Origin of the sequence: Pseudonocardia sp. DSM 110487 (assembly GCF_019468565.1) — a bacterium.
Taxonomy (GTDB): Bacteria; Actinomycetota; Actinomycetes; order Mycobacteriales; family Pseudonocardiaceae; genus Pseudonocardia.
The window spans coordinates 4,574,888-4,593,468 of sequence record NZ_CP080521.1 but is presented as its reverse complement, the minus strand read 5'-3'; the positions used below and the strand labels follow the sequence as shown (position 1 = coordinate 4,593,468).

At 72.8% G+C, this 18,581-nt stretch carries 17 protein-coding genes; 13 read left to right on the top strand and 4 right to left on the bottom strand.

Annotation, left to right across the window (positions count from 1 at the left end; translation table 11 throughout):
- Window positions 1–83: 83 nt before the first annotated feature.
- From K1T35_RS21390 to K1T35_RS21350, 9 genes are all read left to right on the top strand, one after another.
- The gene (locus tag K1T35_RS21390) at window positions 84–1,289 is read left to right on the top strand and encodes a CaiB/BaiF CoA-transferase family protein (protein ID WP_220261889.1); all 1,206 of its coding nucleotides are present in this window, start codon (window positions 84–86) and stop codon (window positions 1,287–1,289) included.
- Window positions 1,286–2,374 carry an extracellular solute-binding protein gene (locus K1T35_RS21385; protein ID WP_220261888.1) on the top strand — a complete coding sequence of 363 codons (1,089 nt, stop codon included), beginning with the start codon at window positions 1,286–1,288 and terminating at the stop codon, window positions 2,372–2,374. The genes K1T35_RS21390 and K1T35_RS21385 overlap by 4 nt, the downstream gene beginning before the upstream one ends.
- A complete protein-coding gene (locus K1T35_RS21380; RefSeq protein ID WP_220261887.1) occupies window positions 2,371–3,138 on the top strand; it encodes an enoyl-CoA hydratase/isomerase family protein in 768 nt (255 codons plus the stop codon). Before K1T35_RS21385 ends, K1T35_RS21380 begins: the two co-directional genes overlap by 4 nt.
- 25 nt (window positions 3,139–3,163) lie before the next feature.
- Window positions 3,164–4,198, top strand: a complete 1,035-nt coding sequence (locus K1T35_RS21375) for a LacI family DNA-binding transcriptional regulator (protein WP_220261886.1) — start codon at window positions 3,164–3,166, stop codon at window positions 4,196–4,198.
- Between the two features lie 164 nt (window positions 4,199–4,362).
- Window positions 4,363–5,901 carry an ABC transporter substrate-binding protein gene (locus K1T35_RS21370; RefSeq protein WP_220261885.1) on the top strand — a complete coding sequence of 513 codons (1,539 nt, stop codon included), beginning with the start codon at window positions 4,363–4,365 and terminating at the stop codon, window positions 5,899–5,901.
- Window positions 5,902–5,947: 46 nt separating this feature from the next.
- Window positions 5,948–6,922: an ABC transporter permease gene (locus K1T35_RS21365; RefSeq protein WP_220261884.1), complete on the top strand. Its 975-nt coding sequence runs from the start codon at window positions 5,948–5,950 to the stop codon at window positions 6,920–6,922.
- 13 nt (window positions 6,923–6,935) lie between these two features.
- The gene (locus K1T35_RS21360) at window positions 6,936–7,916 is read left to right on the top strand and encodes an ABC transporter permease (protein ID WP_220261883.1); all 981 of its coding nucleotides are present in this window, start codon (window positions 6,936–6,938) and stop codon (window positions 7,914–7,916) included.
- Window positions 7,913–8,944: an ABC transporter ATP-binding protein gene (locus tag K1T35_RS21355; protein WP_255622380.1), complete on the top strand. Its 1,032-nt coding sequence runs from the start codon at window positions 7,913–7,915 to the stop codon at window positions 8,942–8,944. Before K1T35_RS21360 ends, K1T35_RS21355 begins: the two co-directional genes overlap by 4 nt.
- Window positions 8,937–9,914 (top strand): ABC transporter ATP-binding protein, encoded by a 978-nt coding sequence (locus K1T35_RS21350; protein ID WP_220261881.1) that lies wholly within the window; start codon window positions 8,937–8,939, stop codon window positions 9,912–9,914. The genes K1T35_RS21355 and K1T35_RS21350 overlap by 8 nt, the downstream gene beginning before the upstream one ends.
- A 63-nt stretch (window positions 9,915–9,977) precedes the next feature.
- Here the strand turns inward: K1T35_RS21350 and K1T35_RS21345 are convergent, their stop codons facing one another.
- Window positions 9,978–10,868 (bottom strand): helix-turn-helix transcriptional regulator, encoded by an 891-nt coding sequence (locus tag K1T35_RS21345; RefSeq protein ID WP_220261880.1) that lies wholly within the window; start codon window positions 10,866–10,868, stop codon window positions 9,978–9,980.
- 178 nt (window positions 10,869–11,046) lie between these two features.
- Here K1T35_RS21345 and K1T35_RS21340 point away from each other — a divergent pair, with 178 nt between their 5' ends.
- Window positions 11,047–11,823, top strand: a complete 777-nt coding sequence (locus tag K1T35_RS21340) for an SDR family oxidoreductase (RefSeq protein ID WP_220261879.1) — start codon at window positions 11,047–11,049, stop codon at window positions 11,821–11,823.
- Window positions 11,824–12,013: 190 nt separating this feature from the next.
- On the opposite strand, the gene K1T35_RS21335 is transcribed toward K1T35_RS21340, so the two are convergent.
- A complete protein-coding gene (locus tag K1T35_RS21335; RefSeq protein WP_255622379.1) occupies window positions 12,014–12,823 on the bottom strand; it encodes an IclR family transcriptional regulator in 810 nt (269 codons plus the stop codon).
- Between the two features lie 141 nt (window positions 12,824–12,964).
- On the opposite strand from K1T35_RS21335, the gene K1T35_RS21330 reads away from it, so the two are divergent.
- Both K1T35_RS21330 and K1T35_RS21325 read left to right on the top strand, forming a co-directional pair.
- On the top strand, window positions 12,965–13,684 hold the full coding sequence (locus K1T35_RS21330) for a TetR/AcrR family transcriptional regulator (RefSeq protein ID WP_220261878.1): 720 nt from the start codon (window positions 12,965–12,967) through the stop codon (window positions 13,682–13,684).
- Window positions 13,681–16,218 carry a PEP/pyruvate-binding domain-containing protein gene (locus K1T35_RS21325; RefSeq protein WP_220261877.1) on the top strand — a complete coding sequence of 846 codons (2,538 nt, stop codon included), beginning with the start codon at window positions 13,681–13,683 and terminating at the stop codon, window positions 16,216–16,218. The genes K1T35_RS21330 and K1T35_RS21325 overlap by 4 nt, the downstream gene beginning before the upstream one ends.
- Here the strand turns inward: K1T35_RS21325 and K1T35_RS21320 are convergent.
- A complete protein-coding gene (locus tag K1T35_RS21320) occupies window positions 16,202–17,149 on the bottom strand; it encodes an oxidoreductase (protein WP_220262736.1) in 948 nt (315 codons plus the stop codon). The genes K1T35_RS21325 and K1T35_RS21320 overlap by 17 nt on opposite strands.
- Before the next feature lie 70 nt (window positions 17,150–17,219).
- On the opposite strand from K1T35_RS21320, the gene K1T35_RS21315 reads away from it, so the two are divergent.
- The gene (locus K1T35_RS21315; protein WP_220261876.1) at window positions 17,220–17,615 is read left to right on the top strand and encodes a MerR family transcriptional regulator; all 396 of its coding nucleotides are present in this window, start codon (window positions 17,220–17,222) and stop codon (window positions 17,613–17,615) included.
- A gap of 7 nt (window positions 17,616–17,622) precedes the next feature.
- Here the strand turns inward: K1T35_RS21315 and K1T35_RS21310 are convergent, their stop codons facing one another.
- On the bottom strand, window positions 17,623–18,549 hold the full coding sequence (locus tag K1T35_RS21310; protein WP_220261875.1) for a hypothetical protein: 927 nt from the start codon (window positions 18,547–18,549) through the stop codon (window positions 17,623–17,625).
- Window positions 18,550–18,581: the final 32 nt, after the last annotated feature.

Here is an 18,581-nt window from a genome sequence, read left to right as displayed (position 1 = left end):
AGCAGCTCCGTTTGACACCCCGACCGGCCGCTGCCTAGCGTGATGTTAGCGCTAGCGGTAGCGCTAACACCAGAGGAGTCCTCGTGACCGACCAGCGCCGGGGTGTGCTCACCGGATACCGCGTCCTCGACTGCTCCATCGCGATGGCAGGCCCCTTCGCCGCCCAGCGGCTCGGCGACCTCGGCGCCGACGTCGTCAAGGTCGAGCCGGTCACCGGCGAGTGGCAGCGCCACGCCGCGGCGGGCGGCGCGGCCGGCAACCGGATCAACGTCTCGTTCCTCTCGCTCAACCGCAACAAGCGCTCCCTCGCCGTGGACCTGAAGACCGACGCGGGACGCGAGGTGCTGCGCAGGCTCGTGGCCTCGGCCGACGTCTTCCTGCAGAACTACCGGCCCGGCGTCGCGGCGCGGCTCGGCGTCGACTACGAGAGCCTTCGCGCGGTCAACCCGGCGCTGGTCTACGTGTCGATCTCCGGCTATGGCGAGGACGGCCCCTACGCCCAGCGCCCGGGGCAGGACCTGCTGCTGCAGGCGATGTCGGGCGCGATGCTCTCCAGCGGGCGGGCCGGAGAGGCCCCGCGGGCCGCGGGGCAGTACCTCGTCGACGCGGTCACCGCGTCCACCGCGTTCGAGGGGGTGCTCGCCGCGCTGCTGCACCGGGAGCGCACCGGGGAGGGCCAGTTCGTCACGGTCAACATGCTCGACGCGATCAGCACGCTGCAGATGCAGGAGCTGTCGGTGCACACGGTCGGCGGGCTGCCGCAGGAGCGGTCCGAGGAGCCGCACGCCCACGTCTACATCCGCGCGCCCTACGGCGCGTTCCGCACCGCCGACGGCTACATCGTGCTGGCCTTCCCGCCGCTCAAGGCGCTCGGCGAGGTGCTCGGCGAGGACTCCTTCCTCGACATGGTCGACGAGGAACACGGCTGGACCCACCGCGACCAGATCTTCGCGACGACGGCCCGGTACCTGGCTGGGAAACCGTCGCGGCACTGGCTCGACGCGTTCGCCGCCGCCGGCATCTGGGCCGGTCCGGTCTACGGCTACGCCGACCTGCTGCGCGACCCCCAGGTCCGGCACAACGGCACTTTCGTCAGCTACGACCACCCCACCGAGGGCCGCGTGACCACGCCCGGCTTCCCGTACCGCTTCTCCGCGACCCCACCCCGGATCGACCGCGGCGCCCCGCTCACCGGCGAGCACACCCGCGAGGTGCTCGACGAGCTCGGTGTGGACGCCGCGGAGATCGACCGGCTGCTCGCGGACGGCGTCGTGGTGGAGACGACGTGACCTTCGCCGGACTCACCTGGGACCACCCGCGCGGGTACGCGGCGCTGAAGGCCGCGGCCGGCGATCTCGTCACATGGGACACACAGCCCCTCGAAGGGTTCGAGTCGCACCCGATCACTGACCTCTGCGCGCGCTACGACCTCGTCGTGCTCGACCACCCCCACCTCGGCGACGCGCTGGAAGCGGGCTGTCTCACCCCGCTCGACGACCTGTTCGGTGCCGACGAGCTGGCGGACTGGGCGGCGGCGAGCATCGGCGCCACCATGGCTTCCTACGCCCGCGACGGGCGGCAATGGGCGCTCCCGCTCGACGCCGCGACACAGGTGTGCGCGGCGCGCGCCGACCTCGTCGGCGAGCCGCTCGCCACGTGGGACGAGGTCGAGCGCATCTCTCGCACCGCCCCGGTGGCGCTCTCGCTGGCCGGTCCACACGCCTTCCTGACCTTCTGCTCCATCGCGGTCGCACTGGGCGAGGAGCCGGCCGCCGACCCCGACCGCCTGCTGTCGACGGGCACCGGGCTGGACGTGCTCGACCTCATGGCGGCGATCGATGCGCGGGCCCCCGCGCCGACCCGCGCCCTCAACCCCATCGGGCTCCTGGAACTGATGTCGACCACCGACCGCCTCGCGCTCTGCCCCCTCGTCTACGGGTACGTGAACTACGCGGGGCGCCTGACCTTCGGCGACGCCCCGGCCGCCGCGCCCGGCGGCCCGCCCGGCTCCACCCTGGGCGGCACCGGCATCGCCATCAGCAGCCGGTGCACGCCCACCGCCGCGCTGCTCGACCACGTCCGGTGGTTGATGAGCACCGAGACGCAGACCCGGTTCCTGCCCACGCACGCCGGGCAGCCGAGCGCGCGAGCAGCATGGGCCGACGCCGGCGTCGACGCCGCGGCGAGCGGCTTCTACCGCCGGACGGCTCGGACCTGCGAGACGGCGTGGGTGCGCCCGCGGTACGCGGGCTACATCCCCTTCCAGTCGGCCGCATCGGGCCTGGTCCGCGATGCGCTCGCCGGGGCTCTCGACCACCGCCGCGCTCTGGCCCGCATGCAGGTGCTCTACCGCGAGAAGGAGCGAATCACATGAGCGACGAGGTCACCCTGGATGTCGATGACCAGGTCGCGACGCTCACGCTCAACCGGCCCGCGAAGCTCAACGCCGTCACGGCCGAGATGTCCGCGGCGATCGTCCGCGCCGTCGAGTGGTGCGACGGCACCGACGAGGTGCGGGCGATCGTCGTGACCGGCGCCGGGCGCGCGTTCAGCGCGGGCTCCGACATCCGCGAGCTCGACCGCTACGCCACCCCGTGGGACTTCCGCAACCGCACGGATTACTGCGACGCGATCCGCGCCGCGCGCACCCCGACGATCGCGGCCGTGAACGGCTACGCGCTCGGCGGCGGCCTGGAGACCGCGTTGTCCTGCGACATCCGCATCGCGTCGACGGCCGCCACCTTCGCCGCACCCGAGATCAAGCTGGGCTGGATCGGCGGCGGCGGCATGACGAGCCTGCTCTCCCGCGCCATCGGCCCGGGCAACACCGCACTGATGATCATGACAGGAGAGCCGATCGACGCCGAGCAGGCATTGCGCTGGCATCTGATCAGCGAGGTCGTGTCCCCCGACGGCCTCACGGCGCGAGCCACGGCGATCGCGGCGACGATCGCCTCGCGGGCCCCGATCGCCGCGGAGACCGCGAAGATCAACCTGCGGGCCGCGTACAGCCTGCCGGAGGACAAGGCGCTCGAGTACGAGCGCGACCTGCAGACGATCTGCTTCGCCACCGAGGACGCCGCGGAGGGCAGGCTCGCGTTCACCGAGAAGCGCGCGCCGGTCTTCCGCAGGCGCTGACGCAGGGTTGGCTACGGTTCCGCGCGTGGACACCACGCCTCGCCGCACGCGCAGGCGGACCAGCTCGGTCACCCTCGACGACGTCGCGAGGGCCGCCGGTGTCTCCCCGCAGACGGTGTCCCGCGCCCTTCGCGATCCGGAGGCGGTGGCCGAGGAGACCTACGCGCGCGTCGAGCAGGCCGTGGCGGCCACCGGCTACGTCCCGAACCTCGCGGCCAGCAACCTCGCGTCCAACCGCAGCCGCGCCGTGGCGGCGATCATCCCGCTGATCAACGCGTCGGTGTTCGCCCAGACCGTCCACGCGTTCTCCGAGATGCTCACCCCGCACGGCTACCAGATCTTCGTCGGCAGCACCGAGTACCACCCCGAGCAGGAGGAGCGGCTCGTCCGCAGCTTCCTCGGCCGCCGCCCGGACGGCCTGCTCGTCGTGGGCACCGAGCACACGGCGGGCACTCGCTCGCTGCTCGCCGCCGCGGCCGTGCCCGTCGTCGAGACGTGGGGCTGGACCGAGCGCCCGGTCGACATGCTCGTCGGATTCTCCAACGCGGCCGCGACCGCGGCGCTGGTCCGCCACCTGGTCGAGCGCGGACGGCGCCGCCTAGTCTTCGCCGGAGCGCTGCAGCCAGGGGACTTCAGGGCAGCCGAGCGTCGCGACGGGTTCGCCGCAGCCGTCCGCGAGCTGCTGGGCACCGAGCCCCGGGTCTGCGCGGCCGAGGACCGCCCCGTGAGCATGGCCACCGGCGTCGAGCTGCTCGACCAGGCCCTCACCCGCCACCCCGACACCGACGCGCTGGTCTTCGCGAGCGACGTCTTCGCGGCGGGCGCACTGCTGGCGTGCACCCGGCGGGGCATCCCGGTGCCGGAACGCTTCGCGATCACCGGGTTCGGCAACTTCGAGATCGCCTCGCACCTCGTGCCGTCGCTGACCACGGTGGCGGTGCCCGCCGAGGAGATCGGCACCCTCGCCGGCAGCCTGCTGCTGGAGCGCATGCAGCGCCGTCCGGTGGCCGAACTGAGCCGGGACGTCGGGTTCCGGATCGTGCAGCGCGAGAGCTCCTGATCGGCTCTCTCGCGCACTGGCCGTGCAGGTAGGCAGACCACTGTCCTCATATGTGGACGGAAAGCGCTTGACGCGTTCGGACCGCTCCCCTTAGGTTCGTCTTCCCATCCAGCATTCGTCCACATATGTGAACGACGGTCGCCCCGGTGCGCGGAGGATCAACGATGACGTCTGCCCAGCGGAGGGCCGCGTTCGTCCGCGCACGAGCAGTACTGGTGGCCGCCGTGCTGGGCCTGACCGTCGCGGCCTGCGGCGGCCAGGCCACGGCACCCGCCGACACGATCCGGATCGTCCTCCCGGAGGAGCCGCCCACCCTCGAAGCGTGCGATGCGTCGCTCACCGGCACCGGGGTCGTCGTCCGCTCCAACATCACCGAGCCGCTTGCCGAACGGAACCCCACCACCGGCGCGCTGGAGCCGCTCCTCGCCACGTCCTGGACGCAGACCACGCCGACCTCGTGGACGTTCACCCTGCGTGAGGGCGTCCTGTTCAGCGACGGCACCCCGTTCGACGCCGCCGCGGCCGCCCACTCGATCGACCGCGCGGTGAACGCGGACATCGACTGCCACATCCAGGGCTACGTCTTCAACGACTCCCTCGAGACCGCGGCGCCGGACCCGACCACGCTGGTGGTCACCTCCGACACGCCGGACCCGATCCTGCCGCTGCGCCTGTCGTTCGTGGAGATGGTGCATCCGTCCACGGACGCGGACGGGAAGGTACGCGAACCGGTCGGCACCGGGCCGTTCCGCATCGCCGGGTGGGAGCCGGGCACCCGGCTGACCCTCGAGCGCAACCCCGGCTACTGGGGCACCCCGCCTGCGTTCGCCCGGGCCGAGTACCAGTGGCGCTCCGACTCCAGCGTGCGCGCGGCCATGGTCGTGAACGGCGAGGCCGACATCGCGACGGGCATCGGCCCCGAGGACGGCGCCGAGGAGCTCGGCGTCTCCTTCCCCAACAACGAGACGACGGCCCTGCGCCTGCAGGCCACCGAGCCGCCGCTCGATGACATCCGGGTGCGGCGGGCCATCGGGATGGTCATCGACCGGGACGGCATCATCTCCGCGCTCTTCGAGGGCGCGGGCACGCCTGCCGCGCAGCTCATCCCCGACGGCGTGATCGGGTACAACCCCGACCTGCGCCCGGAACCCTTCGACACGGCGCGGGCGCAGGCCCTGATGGACGAGGTGCGGGCCGATGGCGTCGACCTCTCCGCGCCGATCCGGTTCATCGTCCGGTCGGGCCTCTTCCCCCGGGTGTCGGAGGTGACCCAGGCGATCCAGTACCAGCTGTCGCAGCTGGGCCTGAACGTGCAGATCCAGATGATGGACTCGGCCGAGGGGCTGGAGTACCAGCAACGCCCGTTCCCGGAGGGCACCGGCGCGTACATCCTGATGATCCAGCACGGCAACCAGGCGGGCGACGCGGCGTTCACCCTGGACCAGTACATGCTGTCCGACGGCTACCAGAGCTCCTACGGCATACCGGACTTCGACGCGGCGATCGCGGCGGCGGAGGCCCTCTCCGGCCCGGAGCGCCACGCCGCGCTCGCCGCGCTCTTCGCCCGGGAGCCGGAGGAGATCGACCAGTACGCCTACATCGCGCACATGCGCGGCATGCTCGCCCGCTCCCCGCGCGTCCACTACGAGCCCGACGCGGCGACCGGCGACGAGATGCGCCTCGCCGCCATGACTCCCGCCTGACACACCCGCCTGACGACCCCAGCCTGACGACGATGCCATCGGAGGCATGCATGACCGTCCCGGCCGCACGCGCGCATCCGCGGGCGACACCGTGCTGACCTTCCTGCGCCGCCGCGCGGTGAGCGCCGCGATCCCGCTGCTGGTCGTGCTGCTCGGCGTCTTCCTGCTGGCGCGGCTCACCGGCGACCCGACCGCGCTGTACCTGCCCGAGTCGGCCTCGCCCGCGGATCGGGCCGAGTTCGCCGCGGCGAACGGGCTCGACCTGCCGGTGTGGCAGCAACTGCTGGACTACCTGGCCGGGATCGTGCAGCTCGACCTGGGCACGTCGCTGCGCACCGAGGAGCCCGCGGCCGAGATGGTGCTGCGGGCGTTCCCGGTGACGCTGTCGCTCGCCGCGGTCACCATGCTCCTCGCGGTGGCGGGTGCCCTCTTGATCGGCAGCTGGGCAGCGTACCGGCCGAACTCGCCCGCCGACCGGACCTCGTCGTTCCTCACGATGACCGCCGCAAGCGTGCCGGACTTCTGGCTCGCCGTGACCGGCGTGTGGCTCCTCGCCGTCGTGCTCGGGGTGCTCCCCACCTCCGGCATGGACAACGGCGTGCTGTCCTGGGTCCTTCCCGTCGCGGTGCTGATGGTCCGGCCGCTCGGCGTGCTCACCCAGGTCGTGCGCGGCGCGATGGTCTCCGCCCTGTCGGCGCCCTACGTCCGGCTCGCGCGCAGCAAGGGCGCCGACGGCAGGCGCGTCGTCACCCACCACGCCCTGCGCAACGCCGCGGCGCCCGCCCTGACCGTCGCCGGTGACCTGGCCGTCGGCCTCGTCAACGGGGCGGTGATCGTCGAGACGATCTTCGGCTGGCCGGGGATCGGCAAGCTGATGATCGACGCGATCCTGCAGCGCGACTTCGCGGTGCTGCAGGCGGCCGTGCTGCTGACCGCCGTGGCGATCTTCGTCCTGAACATCGCCATCGACATCGGCTACGCCCTGCTCGACGCCCGCGTCCGCGACGTCGCGACGGTGTAGAGGAAGGCTTGCGATGAGCACCGCCGAACTGACACCCACAGCTCCCGCCCCGAGCGAACCGGCGCCGCGCCGGTCCTCCCCCGGGCTCCTCAGGCTGCTGCTGGCCGACCGGGTCGCCACCGCCGCGGCCGTCGTGCTGCTGCTCGCCGCGCTCTGCGCGCTGCTCGGCCCGCTACTGCTCGGCGAGGTCGCACAGCGGCAGGACCTCGCGCTCTCCCGCCGCCCCCCGCTCAGCACCGAGCTGGGCTGGTTCGGCCTGCTGGGCACCGACGCGCTCGGTCGCAGCGTGCTCGCGCGGCTGATCGTCGCGAGCGCGACGACGTTCTCGGTCGCCCTGCCGACGGTGCTGCTGTCGATGGTCATCGGCTCCGTGATCGGCATGTGGGCGGGCTACCACCGCGGGCGCCGCGAGAGCATCGCGATGCGCATCGCCGATGTGATCATGAGCTTCCCGTCGCTGCTGCTCGCCGTCGTCGTGCTGTACGTGTTCGCGCCGAGCATCGCGACGATAGTGCTGGTGCTGGCGATCACCAGGATCCCGGTCTTCCTGCGCACCGCACGGGCCGAGGCGGCCGCGCTGCGCGGCCGCGGGTTCGTCGACGCCGCGCGCACGTTCGGCACCTCCGGGGGCGCCGTCATCCGCCGCCACGTCCTGCCGATCATCCTGCCCACGCTGCTGACCGTCGCAACGCTCGACTTCTGCTACATCACGCTCGCCGAGTCGTCACTCTCCTTCCTCGGCATCGGCATCCAGCCGCCGGACGTGAGCTGGGGCCTCATGGTGTCCGAGGGGCGCAGCTACCTGCGCACGGCATGGTGGTTGTCGTTCTTCCCCGGCCTGGCCATCGTCGTCGTCACCGTGGCGGCGACGGTGCTGTCGTCATGGGTGCGGCTGGCAGGCGACCCCGGCGAGCGCTGGCGGCTCCTCACGCCGCGCTCGCGCCGACCCGGCGTGGCGCACAGCGTGCCCATCGAGCAGGAGGCCCGTCCGTGACCGCCCCGCCCGCGAGCAACACCAGTACCGACACCGTGCTCGAGGTCGACGGCCTCTGCGTCGACATCAGGACCCCGCACGGCACGGTCCGCGCGGTGGACACCGTCAGCTTCGCCGCCCGCCGCGGCGAGACCCTCGCACTGCTCGGCGAGTCCGGCTGCGGCAAGTCGATGACGGCCCGCGCGGTCGTCGGGCTGCTGGACCCGGTGGCCGAGGTGACCGGCGGCGCGGTGCGGCTCGGTGGCCATGACAGTGGTGGTGCCGACGCGGTCGACCTGCTCACCATCGACGAGCCGACCCGCAGGGCCAAGGCCGGACCCGAGATCGCCATCGTCTTCCAGGACGCGCTCACCGCGCTCAACCCGGTCTACCCGGTGGGCACCCAGCTCGCCGAGCCGTTCCGGATCCACCGCGGGCTGTCGCGCCGGGAGGCCCGGAAGGCGGCGGTGGACCTCATGGCGCGGGTGGGCATCCCGGAGCCAGAGGTGCGGGCGGACAGCTACCCGCACCAGTTCTCGGGCGGGATGCGCCAGCGGCTGCTGATCGCGATGGCGGTCGCGCTGCACCCCCGCGTGCTGATCGCCGACGAGCCCACCACCGCGCTCGACGTCACCGTGCAGGCGCAGATCATGCGGCTGCTGCGGGACCTGCGCACCGAGCAGCGGATGGCCCTCGTACTGATCACCCACGACCTGCCGCTCGTCGCCGAGGAGGCCGACCGGGTGGCAGTCATGTACGCGGGCAGCGTCGTGGAGACCGGCCCTGTCGACGAGGTGTTCACCGACCCCCGCCACCCGTACAGCAAGGGGCTGCTCGACTCGGTGCCCGACCACGGCCTGCGGGGCGAGCCCCTGCCCTCCATCCCCGGCCTACCGCCCGACCTGCACGCGATCCCCGCCGGCTGTGTCTTCCAGGACCGGTGCCCGCTGGTCCGGGACCGCTGCCGGGCCGAACGGCCGCCGCTTGCCCCACACGGGAGCACCCGGGCGACGGCCTGCTTCTTCCCCGACGAGGTGCCGAATGTCTGAGCTGGTCGAGGTCCGCGAGCTCGGCAAGAGCTTCACCGTTCGAGGTGGGCGGGTGCGCGCGCTCGACGGGGTGAGCTTCGAGCTGGGCCGCGGGGAGACGCTCGGCCTCGTCGGTGAGTCCGGCTGCGGCAAGTCGACGCTCGCGCGCACGCTGCTGCGGCTGGAGCGGCCGGACACCGGCACGATCCGCTTCGCGGGCGTCGACCCGTTCACGCTGACCGGCAAGGAGCTACTGGCCTGGCGGCGCCGGGTCCAGATGGTCTTCCAGGACCCGTACGACTCGCTCAACGCGCGGATGACGGCGGGCGAGATCGTGGCCGAGCCGTGGTGGACCCACCGGGACCTGTTCCGGACGGCGCGGGACCGGGCCGCCCGGGTGCGGGAACTGCTCGACCTCGTGGGGCTGCGACCAGGGGATGCCGGCCGCTACCCGGCCGAGCTGTCCGGTGGCCAGCGGCAGCGACTCGGGATCGCCCGCGCGCTCGCGCTCGACCCGGACGTGGTGGTGTGCGACGAGCCGGTGTCCGCGCTGGACCTCTCCGTGCAGTCGCAGGTGCTCAACCTGCTGGCGGAGCTGCAGCAGCGGCTCGGGGTGTCGTACCTGTTCATCTCCCACGACCTGTCGGTCGTCCGCCACGTCGCGGACCGCGTCGTCGTCATGTACCTGGGCCGGATCGTCGAGTCGGGCCCCGTCGAGCAGGTCTTCGAGCGGCCGCGGCATCCCTACACGGCGGCGCTGCTGTCGGCGGCCCCGAGCCTGGATCGGGCCGGACGCAGCGAGCGGATCGTGCTCGAGGGCGAGCTCCCGTCCCCGCTGGACCCGCCGTCCGGGTGCCGGTTCCGGACGCGGTGCTGGCGGGCGACCGAGGTGTGCGCGACCGGGACCCCGCCGCCGGCCGGCGATGCGGTCCACGGCGCGGAGTGCCACCACCCGCTCATCGGCGAGCCGGACGCACTCGCCCGTGCATGATCCGAAGTGTCGGGTGCCCATGGTCGTGGGGACCGCCGTGGACAACCGGCCTGTCGCGGGTGATCAGGACCCCGAGCGATCGCCGGACGCGACCGTGTCGGGCGCGCCCGGTGCTGCGGTCCAGCCGGCCAGCAGGCGCAGCGCGTTCTGCGAGGCCGAGCCGGGTTCGGCGGTGTAGATGCAGAGCGTCTGGTCGGGGTCGCCGGGCAGCGACACCGACTCGTAGTCGATCGTGAGGTCGCCAACCAGGGGATGGTGGTAGCGCTTGGTGCCGTGGCTGCGCTCGCGGACGTCGTGGTCGGCCCACCATCGCCGGAACTGCGGGCTCTTCACGGCGAGCTCGCCGACCAGCTCGGCCAGCAGCGGGTCGTCGGGATGCCGGCCGGCGTCCAGCCGCAGGACCGCGACGTTGTCCCGGGCCACGTCCTCCCAGTCCGCATACAGCTCGCGGGTGGACTCGTCGAGGAAGGTGTACCGGATCATGTTGCGCTCCCGGGGCGGCAGCGCCTCGAAGTCGGTCATCAGCGCGCGGGCCAGCCGGTTGGTTGCCAGGACGTCCATCCGCCTGCCGAACACGAAGGCCGGGGCGACGTCGTCGAGCGTGTCCAGCACGCGCCTGATCCCGGACCGCACCCGCTGGACGCGGGCAGGGCTGCGCCGTCGCCTGCGACGCGGGTTGATGCGGGCGATCTGGAACAGGTGCGCGCGCTCGATGTCGTCGAGCCGTAGGGCCCGCCCGATCGCGTCGAGCACCTCGTCGGAAACGTTGAGCGGGCGGCCCTGCTCCAGCCGGCTGTAGTAGTCCACGCTCACCCCGGCAAGCTGCGCGACCTCCTCCCGGCGCAGCCCGGGCACGCGCCGCGCGGCCCCGGTGCCCCCGACCTGGACGTCGTCGATTCCGAGTCGAGCGCGGCGCGAGCGCAGGAACTCCTTGAGCTCGGCGTTGTGCTCCATGAACGCCATTGTGCGGTGCCGCGCGGGACCGTGGATCGACGAAGGTCGGTCTGCCAGACCCAGGTCCGGCCGACCCCGGTCGGGCAGGGCTCGACAACGCGGCCTGCGGCCGGTCCGGCGCTGGTTGTGTGGATCCCGTGGCCGACCGGCCACGAGATCCATCCGAGGGGACTACCTGATGACCACCTCCACGCAGACCGCCCCGCTGACCGGCCGGGTCGCCGTCGTCACCGGCGCGTCCAGCGGCATCGGTGCGGCCACCGCCAAGCGACTGGCGACCTCCGGCGCGCAGGTCGCCGTGCTGGCCCGCCGCGCCGACCGGCTCGAGACCCTGGTCAAGGAGATCGAGCAGGCCGGCGGCACCGCGCTCGCCCTGCCTGTCGACGTCACCGACGCCGCGGCCCTGCGGGCGGCGGCCGAGCGGATCGCCGACGAGCTCGGCACCGTCGATCTGCTGTTCACCAACGCCGGTGTCATGCTGCCGGCTCCGGTCGAGGAGCTGCCGGTCGAGCAATGGCAGCACCAGATCGACCTGAACATCACCGGCCTGATGAACACCATCGGTGCCTTCGTCCCGCAGCTGATCGCGGCCGCCGCCGACAAGGGGGTCGCCGACCTGGTGAACACCTCCTCGATCGCCGCGCAGAACATCTTCCCGAACTTCGCGGTCTACTCCGGCACCAAGGCCTACGTGACCCACCTGTCGCGGACCCTGCGCGCGGAGCTGGGCGCCAAGGACGTCCGGGTGTCGGCGATCGAACCGGGCATCGTCGGCACCGAGCTGCAGAGCCACGTCACCGACGCCGGGGCGCGGGACTGGCTGGACGGGTCCAAGCAGGCCATGACCTGGCTGGAACCCGAAGACATCGCCGAGGCGGTCGCCTTCCTGGCCGAGCAGCCCGCGCGAGTCAACCTGCAGCAGATCACGATCATGCCCACCCGCCAGCCCTCCTGAACGGGCATCATGCATGACGCGAACGGCTAGGCCGTGTCTCGTGGATCTTGGGCGATGGGATTCGTGATCCAGGCCGCCCCTGGCAAGGCGGAGGCCCGAGCCGTTGTATTGGGAATACCCGGTCGGGCCGACAACGCAGCCAGGGGTGGCCTGGGCGCGAATACCGCGGTCAAGATCCGCCAGACACGGCCTAGATCCCGCGGCCGAGCTCGGGGGTGGCGGTGAGGTCGACGGGCGCCATGCGCTCGATGGCCAGCCGCGTCTGCTCGAGCGCCGCGACGATCTCCTCCTGCCGGCTCTCGTCCAGGCTCGCCGCCGGGACCGAGCAGCTGATGGCGTCGGTCGCTGGGCTGCTGTAGCGCAGGGCGAAGCCGAAGCACTTCACCCCGACGTAGTTCTCCTCGTCGTCGATCGCGTACCCACGGGTGCGGGTGAGCTCGAGATCGCGGATCAGCGCGTCGTGGTCGACCAGCGTGTTCGGGGTGAGCGGCGCAGGCTCCCTCGGCACGTGCGCGTCGATCCCCGTATCGAGGCGTTCGGCGAGCAGCGCCTTGCCCATCGCCGTGCTGAACGCCGGAAGCCTGCGACCGATCCGGCTGAACGGCCGGATGTATTTGGTCGACTCCTTGGTGGCGAGGTAGACGATGTCCCCGCGGTCGATCCGGCCGAAGTGGATCGTCTCGTCCAGCGCGGCCGACAGGTCCGTGATCTGCGGCTGGACGATGCGCAGGTAGGGGTCGGTGTCGAGGTACGTTGTGCCGGCGAGCAGTGCTCGGATGCCGATGCTGTACTGCGTGCCCGTCGGATCGGCGCGGACCCAGCCGCGTTCGACGAGGGTGCGGATCAGGGCGTAGACGCTGCTGCGCGGCGCGCCGAGGGCCTCACTCAGCTCGCGAAGCCTTGCCGGACGGTTCTGTCGGGTGGCGAGGAGCTCGAGCAGATCCACGGTGCGCGCCGCCGACTTGACAGCACGCATGCCGCTCTCTCGATCGCTCGACACGAAGGGCAGCCTAACAGGGAGCAGGCGTCTACGTACGAAGGCGTGTGTCTACAGATACGACAGGTTGGCCGATCTTTCCCGATTCCGCTCGCCGTGGCATCATGATGACCAGATCCGTTCATCTGGTCATCAGGAGCAGCAGTGTCACCACGAGGGGTTCCCGTCGATCCCGTCGAGCGAGCCGACCGGATCCTCGACGCCGCCGCGCGGCTGCTGCTGCGCTACGGGCACGACCGCACGACCATCAACGACATCGCGCGCGAGGCGGGCATCGCCAAGGGCAGCGTGTACGCGCACTGGCGCAGCCGCGACCGGCTCTTCCTCGCGCTGCTGCGCCGCGAGCGAGCGGTCGTCCTGACCCAGCTGCGCGACCGGCTCCGTGCCGCTGAGCGGCCGGCCGACCTGGAACTGCTGCTCGTCGAGAGCGTGCGGGCCTACCAGCGCAGCCCGCTCGTCACGGCCGTGCTGACCCGCGACACCGAGGTGCTCGGCGGGCTCGCCCGGGCCGCCGCCGAGGAGGGCAGGCCGACCGGCGGTATCACCGAGCTCGTCGTGACGCTGCGGGAAGCCGGCCTGGTCCGCACCGACCGCACCCTCGCCGAGCAGGTCACCGTGTTGAGCGCGATGTTCCTCGGCTACTTCCTGACCGCCCCCCTGATGCCCGAGGAATTCCGCGTGCCCGACGACGTGGTGCCCGGCCTGGTGGCCGAGGCGGTGTGGCGCTCGCTCCAGCGCCCCGAACCGCTGACCCCGGGCGAGGTGACGGCCATGGACCGGGCGGTGCGCGACCACGTCGACCGCGCGCTGGCCGTTGCCGACGAGCAGCTGCAGGCCGCCCTCACCACGGAGGAGACAGCATGACCACGAGCACGCAGAACACCTACGTGCTGACCCTCGACGCGGCCAGGGCCGACCTGGCCACCGTCGGCGGCAAGGGCGCCTCACTCGCCACGCTGCAGCGCGCCGGACTGCCGGTGCCGCCTGGCTTCCACGTGACCACGGCCGCCTACCGGCGGTTCGTCGCCCACTACGGGCTGCAGGACGGGATCGTCGCCGCGGCCGGCTCGGGGGACGCCGACGCGATCGCCGCGCTGTTCGCGGCGCACGAGGTGCCCGACGAGCTCGCGTCGCCGATCCGGGAGGCCTACACCGCGCTCGGTGAGCCGGCCGTGGCCGTCCGCTCGTCCGCGACCGCAGAGGACCTGCCCGGCGCCTCCTTCGCCGGGCAGCAGGACACCTTCCTCGACATCCGCGGCGCGGATGCCGTGGTCGATGCGGTGCGCCGATGCTGGGCCTCACTGTGGACCGCGCGGGCGATCGAGTACCGCAGGCGGGAGGGGATCGACCCGGCCGACGTCGCGCTCGCGGTGGTCGTGCAGGAGCTGGTCGACGCCGACGCCGCCGGCGTGCTGTTCACCGCCGACCCGGTGACCGGCGCAACCGACCGGATGGTCGTCAACGCGACGTGGGGGCTCGGCGAGTCCCTCGTGGGCGGTCAGGTCACCCCGGACGAGCTGGTGCTCGACGCCGCCACCGGCGCGGTGCGGGAACGGCGCACCGGTGACAAGGAGGTCATGACCGTCCGCACACCCGACGGTCCCGCCGAGCGGCCGGTGCCGGCCGAGCGGCGCCGCGCCCCCGTCCTCGACGACGCCCGCGCCGCCGAGCTCGCCGCCCTCGGCCGGCGCATCGCGGCCCACTACGGCCGGCCCATGGACGTCGAGTGGACCCTGGCCCACGGGATGCTCGCGATCGTCCAGGCCCGGCCGATCACCGGGTTGCGCGACCCGTGGAACGACACCCGCCTCGGCGACTTCCTGTGGACCAACACCAACCTCGGCGAGGCCATCCCGGACGTCATGACGCCGTGCACCTGGTCGCTCGTGCAGCTGTTCATGTCCCGGGCCATGCCGACGCTCTCGCTGCCGGACCTGCGCGGGTACGGCAACATCGGTGGGCGCTTCTACCTGAACATGAGCCTGTCCGCCGCGATGTCGGGGCTCGTCGGCATCTCGGAGTCGCGCTTCCGCTCACTGACCGAGAACACCTTCGGCCAGCTGCCGGCCGGTGTCGCGATCCCCCCGGTCCCGCTCTCGCGGATGCGGGTGCTCCGCTCGCTCGTGCCCACCGCGGTGCGGTTCATGGCGAGTGTGCCCGGCACCCTGCGGCGACTGCCCGCGTTCCTGGAGGGGAACCCGCGCCGCTGCGCGGAGCTGACCGAACGGATCAAGGCGACCAGCGACCCTGCCGCACTGGCGCGACTCTGGGACGACGAGGTGCGCCGGCTCGTCGTCACGGGCTCGGACATGCTGGGCGCCGCGGGCCGCAGCGACCCGGTCGCCCTGCTCACCGTGCAGAAGCGGCTGCGGAAGCTGGTCGGCGACGCCGACGCGGCCGCGCTCACGTCGGGGATCACCGTCGACGGCGAGATGCTCGCGAGCCTCGGACCGGTCGTGGGGCTGGCGCTGCTCGAGCGCGGGGACATCGACGAGGCCACCTACACCGAGCGGTACGGCCACCGCGGCCCCCACGAGTTCGAGGTGTCCCTTCCCCGCCCCGCCGAGCAACCCGGCTGGGTGGAGCAGCAGCTCGGCGCGCTGCGCGAGGCCGGAGCCGACCCCCTCGACCTCCTGCGGAAGCAGGAGGCGGCCCACCGCGCCGCGTGGGAACGGCTCGTCGCCGCGCACGCGAAGCAGGTGGCCGCCACGCGGAAGCGGCTGCGGCGCTGGGCAGGCGCCGCGAGCAAGCGCGAGCAGGCACGCACCGAGGTGATCCGGGCGTTCGCCGTCGCGCGCGCCTACCTGCTGCGGGCCGCCGAGCTCGCCGGGCTCGGCGACGAGGTGTTCATGCTGGACGTCGACGAGGTCGCCGCCGTCCTGCGCGGCGCGCCGGTGCCCGACAGCTCCGAGCGGCGCGCCGCCTACGAGCGCTACGCCGCGCTCCCGCCGTACCCCTCGCTGATCCGCGGTGCGTTCGACCCGTTCGCATGGGCGGCCGACCCCGGTCGCCGCGCGGATGTCTACTCCAACATCAACGGGGCCTCGGCAGCACCGGCATCTGCCAGCGGAGACGTGACCGGCTTCCCCGGCGCGGGCGGCGTCGTCGAGGGGGTCGTGCGGGTGCTGCGCTCGGCCGAGGAGGGCGCGGACCTGCGGCCCGGCGAGATCCTCGTGACGACCGTGACCAACATCGGCTGGACGCCGCTCTTCCCGCGCGCCGCCGCCGTCGTCACCGACGTCGGGGCGCCGCTCTCGCACGCCGCGATCGTGGCCCGTGAGCTGGGTATCCCCGCCGTCGTCGGGACGGGCACCGCGACGAGCGTGCTGCACACCGGTGACCGGGTCCGGGTCGACGGCGGCCGCGGCACGGTGGAGGTGCTCACCCCGGCCACGTGACCCCGGTGAGCTCGGCGGACAGAGCCCACAACCGCGCGGCCTCGTCGGGGTCGGCGGCGTGGGCCATCACGCCGCCTGCGTCCATGTCGACGTGGTCGGTCATCGGGGCAATGTCACAGTCCTGGCAGAACACCCCGCCGAGGTCGGCGAGCTGCGGCGACGTGGCCGCCCATACCTGGGTGGCCGCGCCCTGCTCCGCAGTCTTGAAGTGCGTCGCGACCAGGGTGCCGCGCTCGTCCACCCATCCGGCCTCGACCATCTCGGCCCGGTCGAGGTGCCGCTGCAACGGTGTGAGGATTGCGCCGGGGTGCACGGCGAACGCCCGCACCCCGGCCGCGCGCCCTAGCCGGTCGAGGTGCACGGCGGTGAGCGCCACGGCCGTCTTGGCCTGCGCGTAGGCGAGCCACTTGTCATAGCCCCGGGTGATGTGGACGTCGTCCCAGCGGATCGCGGAGAGGTGGTGGCCGGTCGAGGAGACCCCGACGATGCGCGCGCCGGGCCGCAATGCCGGCGACAGGCGGTTGACCAGGGCGAAGTGACCGAGGTGGTTGATGGCGAACTGCGCTTCCCAGCCCGGGCCGACGCGCGTCTCGGGGCTCGCCATGATCCCGGCGTTCAGGACCGCGATGTCGAGTGCGCGCCCCGAGGCGAGGAACCGCTCCGCGAAGCGGTCCACGCTCGCGAGATCGGCGAGGTCCAGCTCGTCGACCTCGGCGCCGGGAAGGGCCGCCGCGGCGACCGCGGGCCGGCGAGCGGGGACGGCGACGTGCGCGCCCGCCGCCGCCAGCGCGCGCGTGGTCTCCAACCCGATGCCGGAGTAGCCGCCGGTGACGAGGGCGAGCTTGCCGGACAGGTCGATGCCGCGCAGGACCTCCGCCGCGGTGCTCGCCGGTCCGAAGCCGGAGCCGATCGGCCGCTGGATCGTCGTGATCATCTTCATGCGGTCGACGCTATGACCTGGAGAACGCTCCAGGTCAAACCCGCGATCTACCCTTGGCGGGGTGGACGACCATCTCACGATCGGCGACGTCGCCGCCCGCACCGGGCTGAGCATCGACACGCTGCGGTTCTACGAGCGGGACGGCCTCATGATCTCGCCGGTGCGGCGGCACGGCGGCAGGCGTGCCTACGACGACACCGACGTCGCATGGCTGGAGATCTGCCGCCGCCTGCGCGAGTCGGACATGCCGCTCGCCGAGATCCGCCGGTTCGCCACGCTCGTGCGCCAGGGCACCGGCAACGAGGCCGAACGCCTGGAGCTCCTGCGCCGTCACGAGGAGCGCGTCCGGGCCCGGATGACTGCGCTGGCGGACGCCCTCGACGTGATCTCCGGCAAGGTCGAGACCTACGCCCAGCACGTCGCCCGCGGGACCGCGGCCGGCGTCTGGGCGCCGTGACGCGGCGTCAGACCTTCAGCTCCTCGTAGAGGCCCCCGAGTGCGGTGCGGTCGTCGCTGCTGCGGCCGTGCGGCCCGCTGAACCATGCGGCGTACGCGTCGATCTCCGACAGCCGCCAGTCGAGCCGGAAGAGTTCCAGCATCGGTTCCCGGGCGCCCAGCGCGTCGACGGTCGCCGCGCCGCTGTCGACGGCGTCGACGAGGTCGCGCTCCCGCGGCGCGAGGGAGAGGGACTCCCAGTCGACCAGCCGCAGCCCGTCCGGTGTGACGACCTGGTTGGAGTAGTTCGGCTCCCCGTGGGTGGCGACCCAGCCGTCCCGGTGCTGGTGCGCCTCGTCGGCGAGTGCGAGGTAGCGGCGCGTCCAGCGCTCGGCGTCGGGGAGCCGGTCGACGATGGCCGACCTGGCTTCCTCGCCGAACGGGCCGCGTGCCCACGGCGTGGCGGTCCGCTCCCGGAGCCGGCGCGGGAAGTCGGTGCCGACCCGCGGAGCCCACTCCGGGATGCCGCGCGGCAGGAAGAACCCGTGCAGAGCCTTCAGCACCGCGAGGACCTCGTCGACGTGCTCGGGCGCGGCGGCCTCCGCCTCGGTGGGCGTCCGGCCCTCCAGCCAGCCCGTGGCGCTGATCCTCCCGTCGCCGAACGGCACCGTGAACGTGCCCGACCGCGCCGGAATCGAGGGCCAGACCGCGCGTAGCCCCGCGCGCGCCAGCGCCGCCGCGCCCGCGTACGCGCCTTCGAGCGACTCCGCGGAGTGCCGCTCCCCCAGTGCGTCGAGCGTGACGAACAGGCGGTGCCCCGCGCCGTCGCCGACCTCCCAGTGGTGGGCGCCGAATCCCACCGGGAGGTGAACGGCCGTCGCCGCGCCGTCGAGCCAGTGCGTGCGCACCACGTCGAGCACGTCGGCGCCTGCGACCCGCTCAGGCGGCGTGAGCACGATCGATCTCCTCCATCGGAGGCGAGTCTGGA

Coding starts and splice junctions, on each gene's coding strand:
- K1T35_RS21380 (WP_220261887.1), top strand. CDS start 2,371: ATGAGCGACGAGGTCACCCTGGATGTCGATGACCAGGTCGCGACGCTC.
- K1T35_RS21370 (WP_220261885.1), top strand. CDS start 4,363: ATGACGTCTGCCCAGCGGAGGGCCGCGTTCGTCCGCGCACGAGCAGTA.
- K1T35_RS21365 (WP_220261884.1), top strand. CDS start 5,948: ATGCATGACCGTCCCGGCCGCACGCGCGCATCCGCGGGCGACACCGTG.
- K1T35_RS21360 (WP_220261883.1), top strand. CDS start 6,936: ATGAGCACCGCCGAACTGACACCCACAGCTCCCGCCCCGAGCGAACCG.
- K1T35_RS21350 (WP_220261881.1), top strand. CDS start 8,937: ATGTCTGAGCTGGTCGAGGTCCGCGAGCTCGGCAAGAGCTTCACCGTT.
- K1T35_RS21345 (WP_220261880.1), bottom strand. CDS start 10,868: ATGGAGCACAACGCCGAGCTCAAGGAGTTCCTGCGCTCGCGCCGCGCT.
- K1T35_RS21340 (WP_220261879.1), top strand. CDS start 11,047: ATGACCACCTCCACGCAGACCGCCCCGCTGACCGGCCGGGTCGCCGTC.
- K1T35_RS21325 (WP_220261877.1), top strand. CDS start 13,681: ATGACCACGAGCACGCAGAACACCTACGTGCTGACCCTCGACGCGGCC.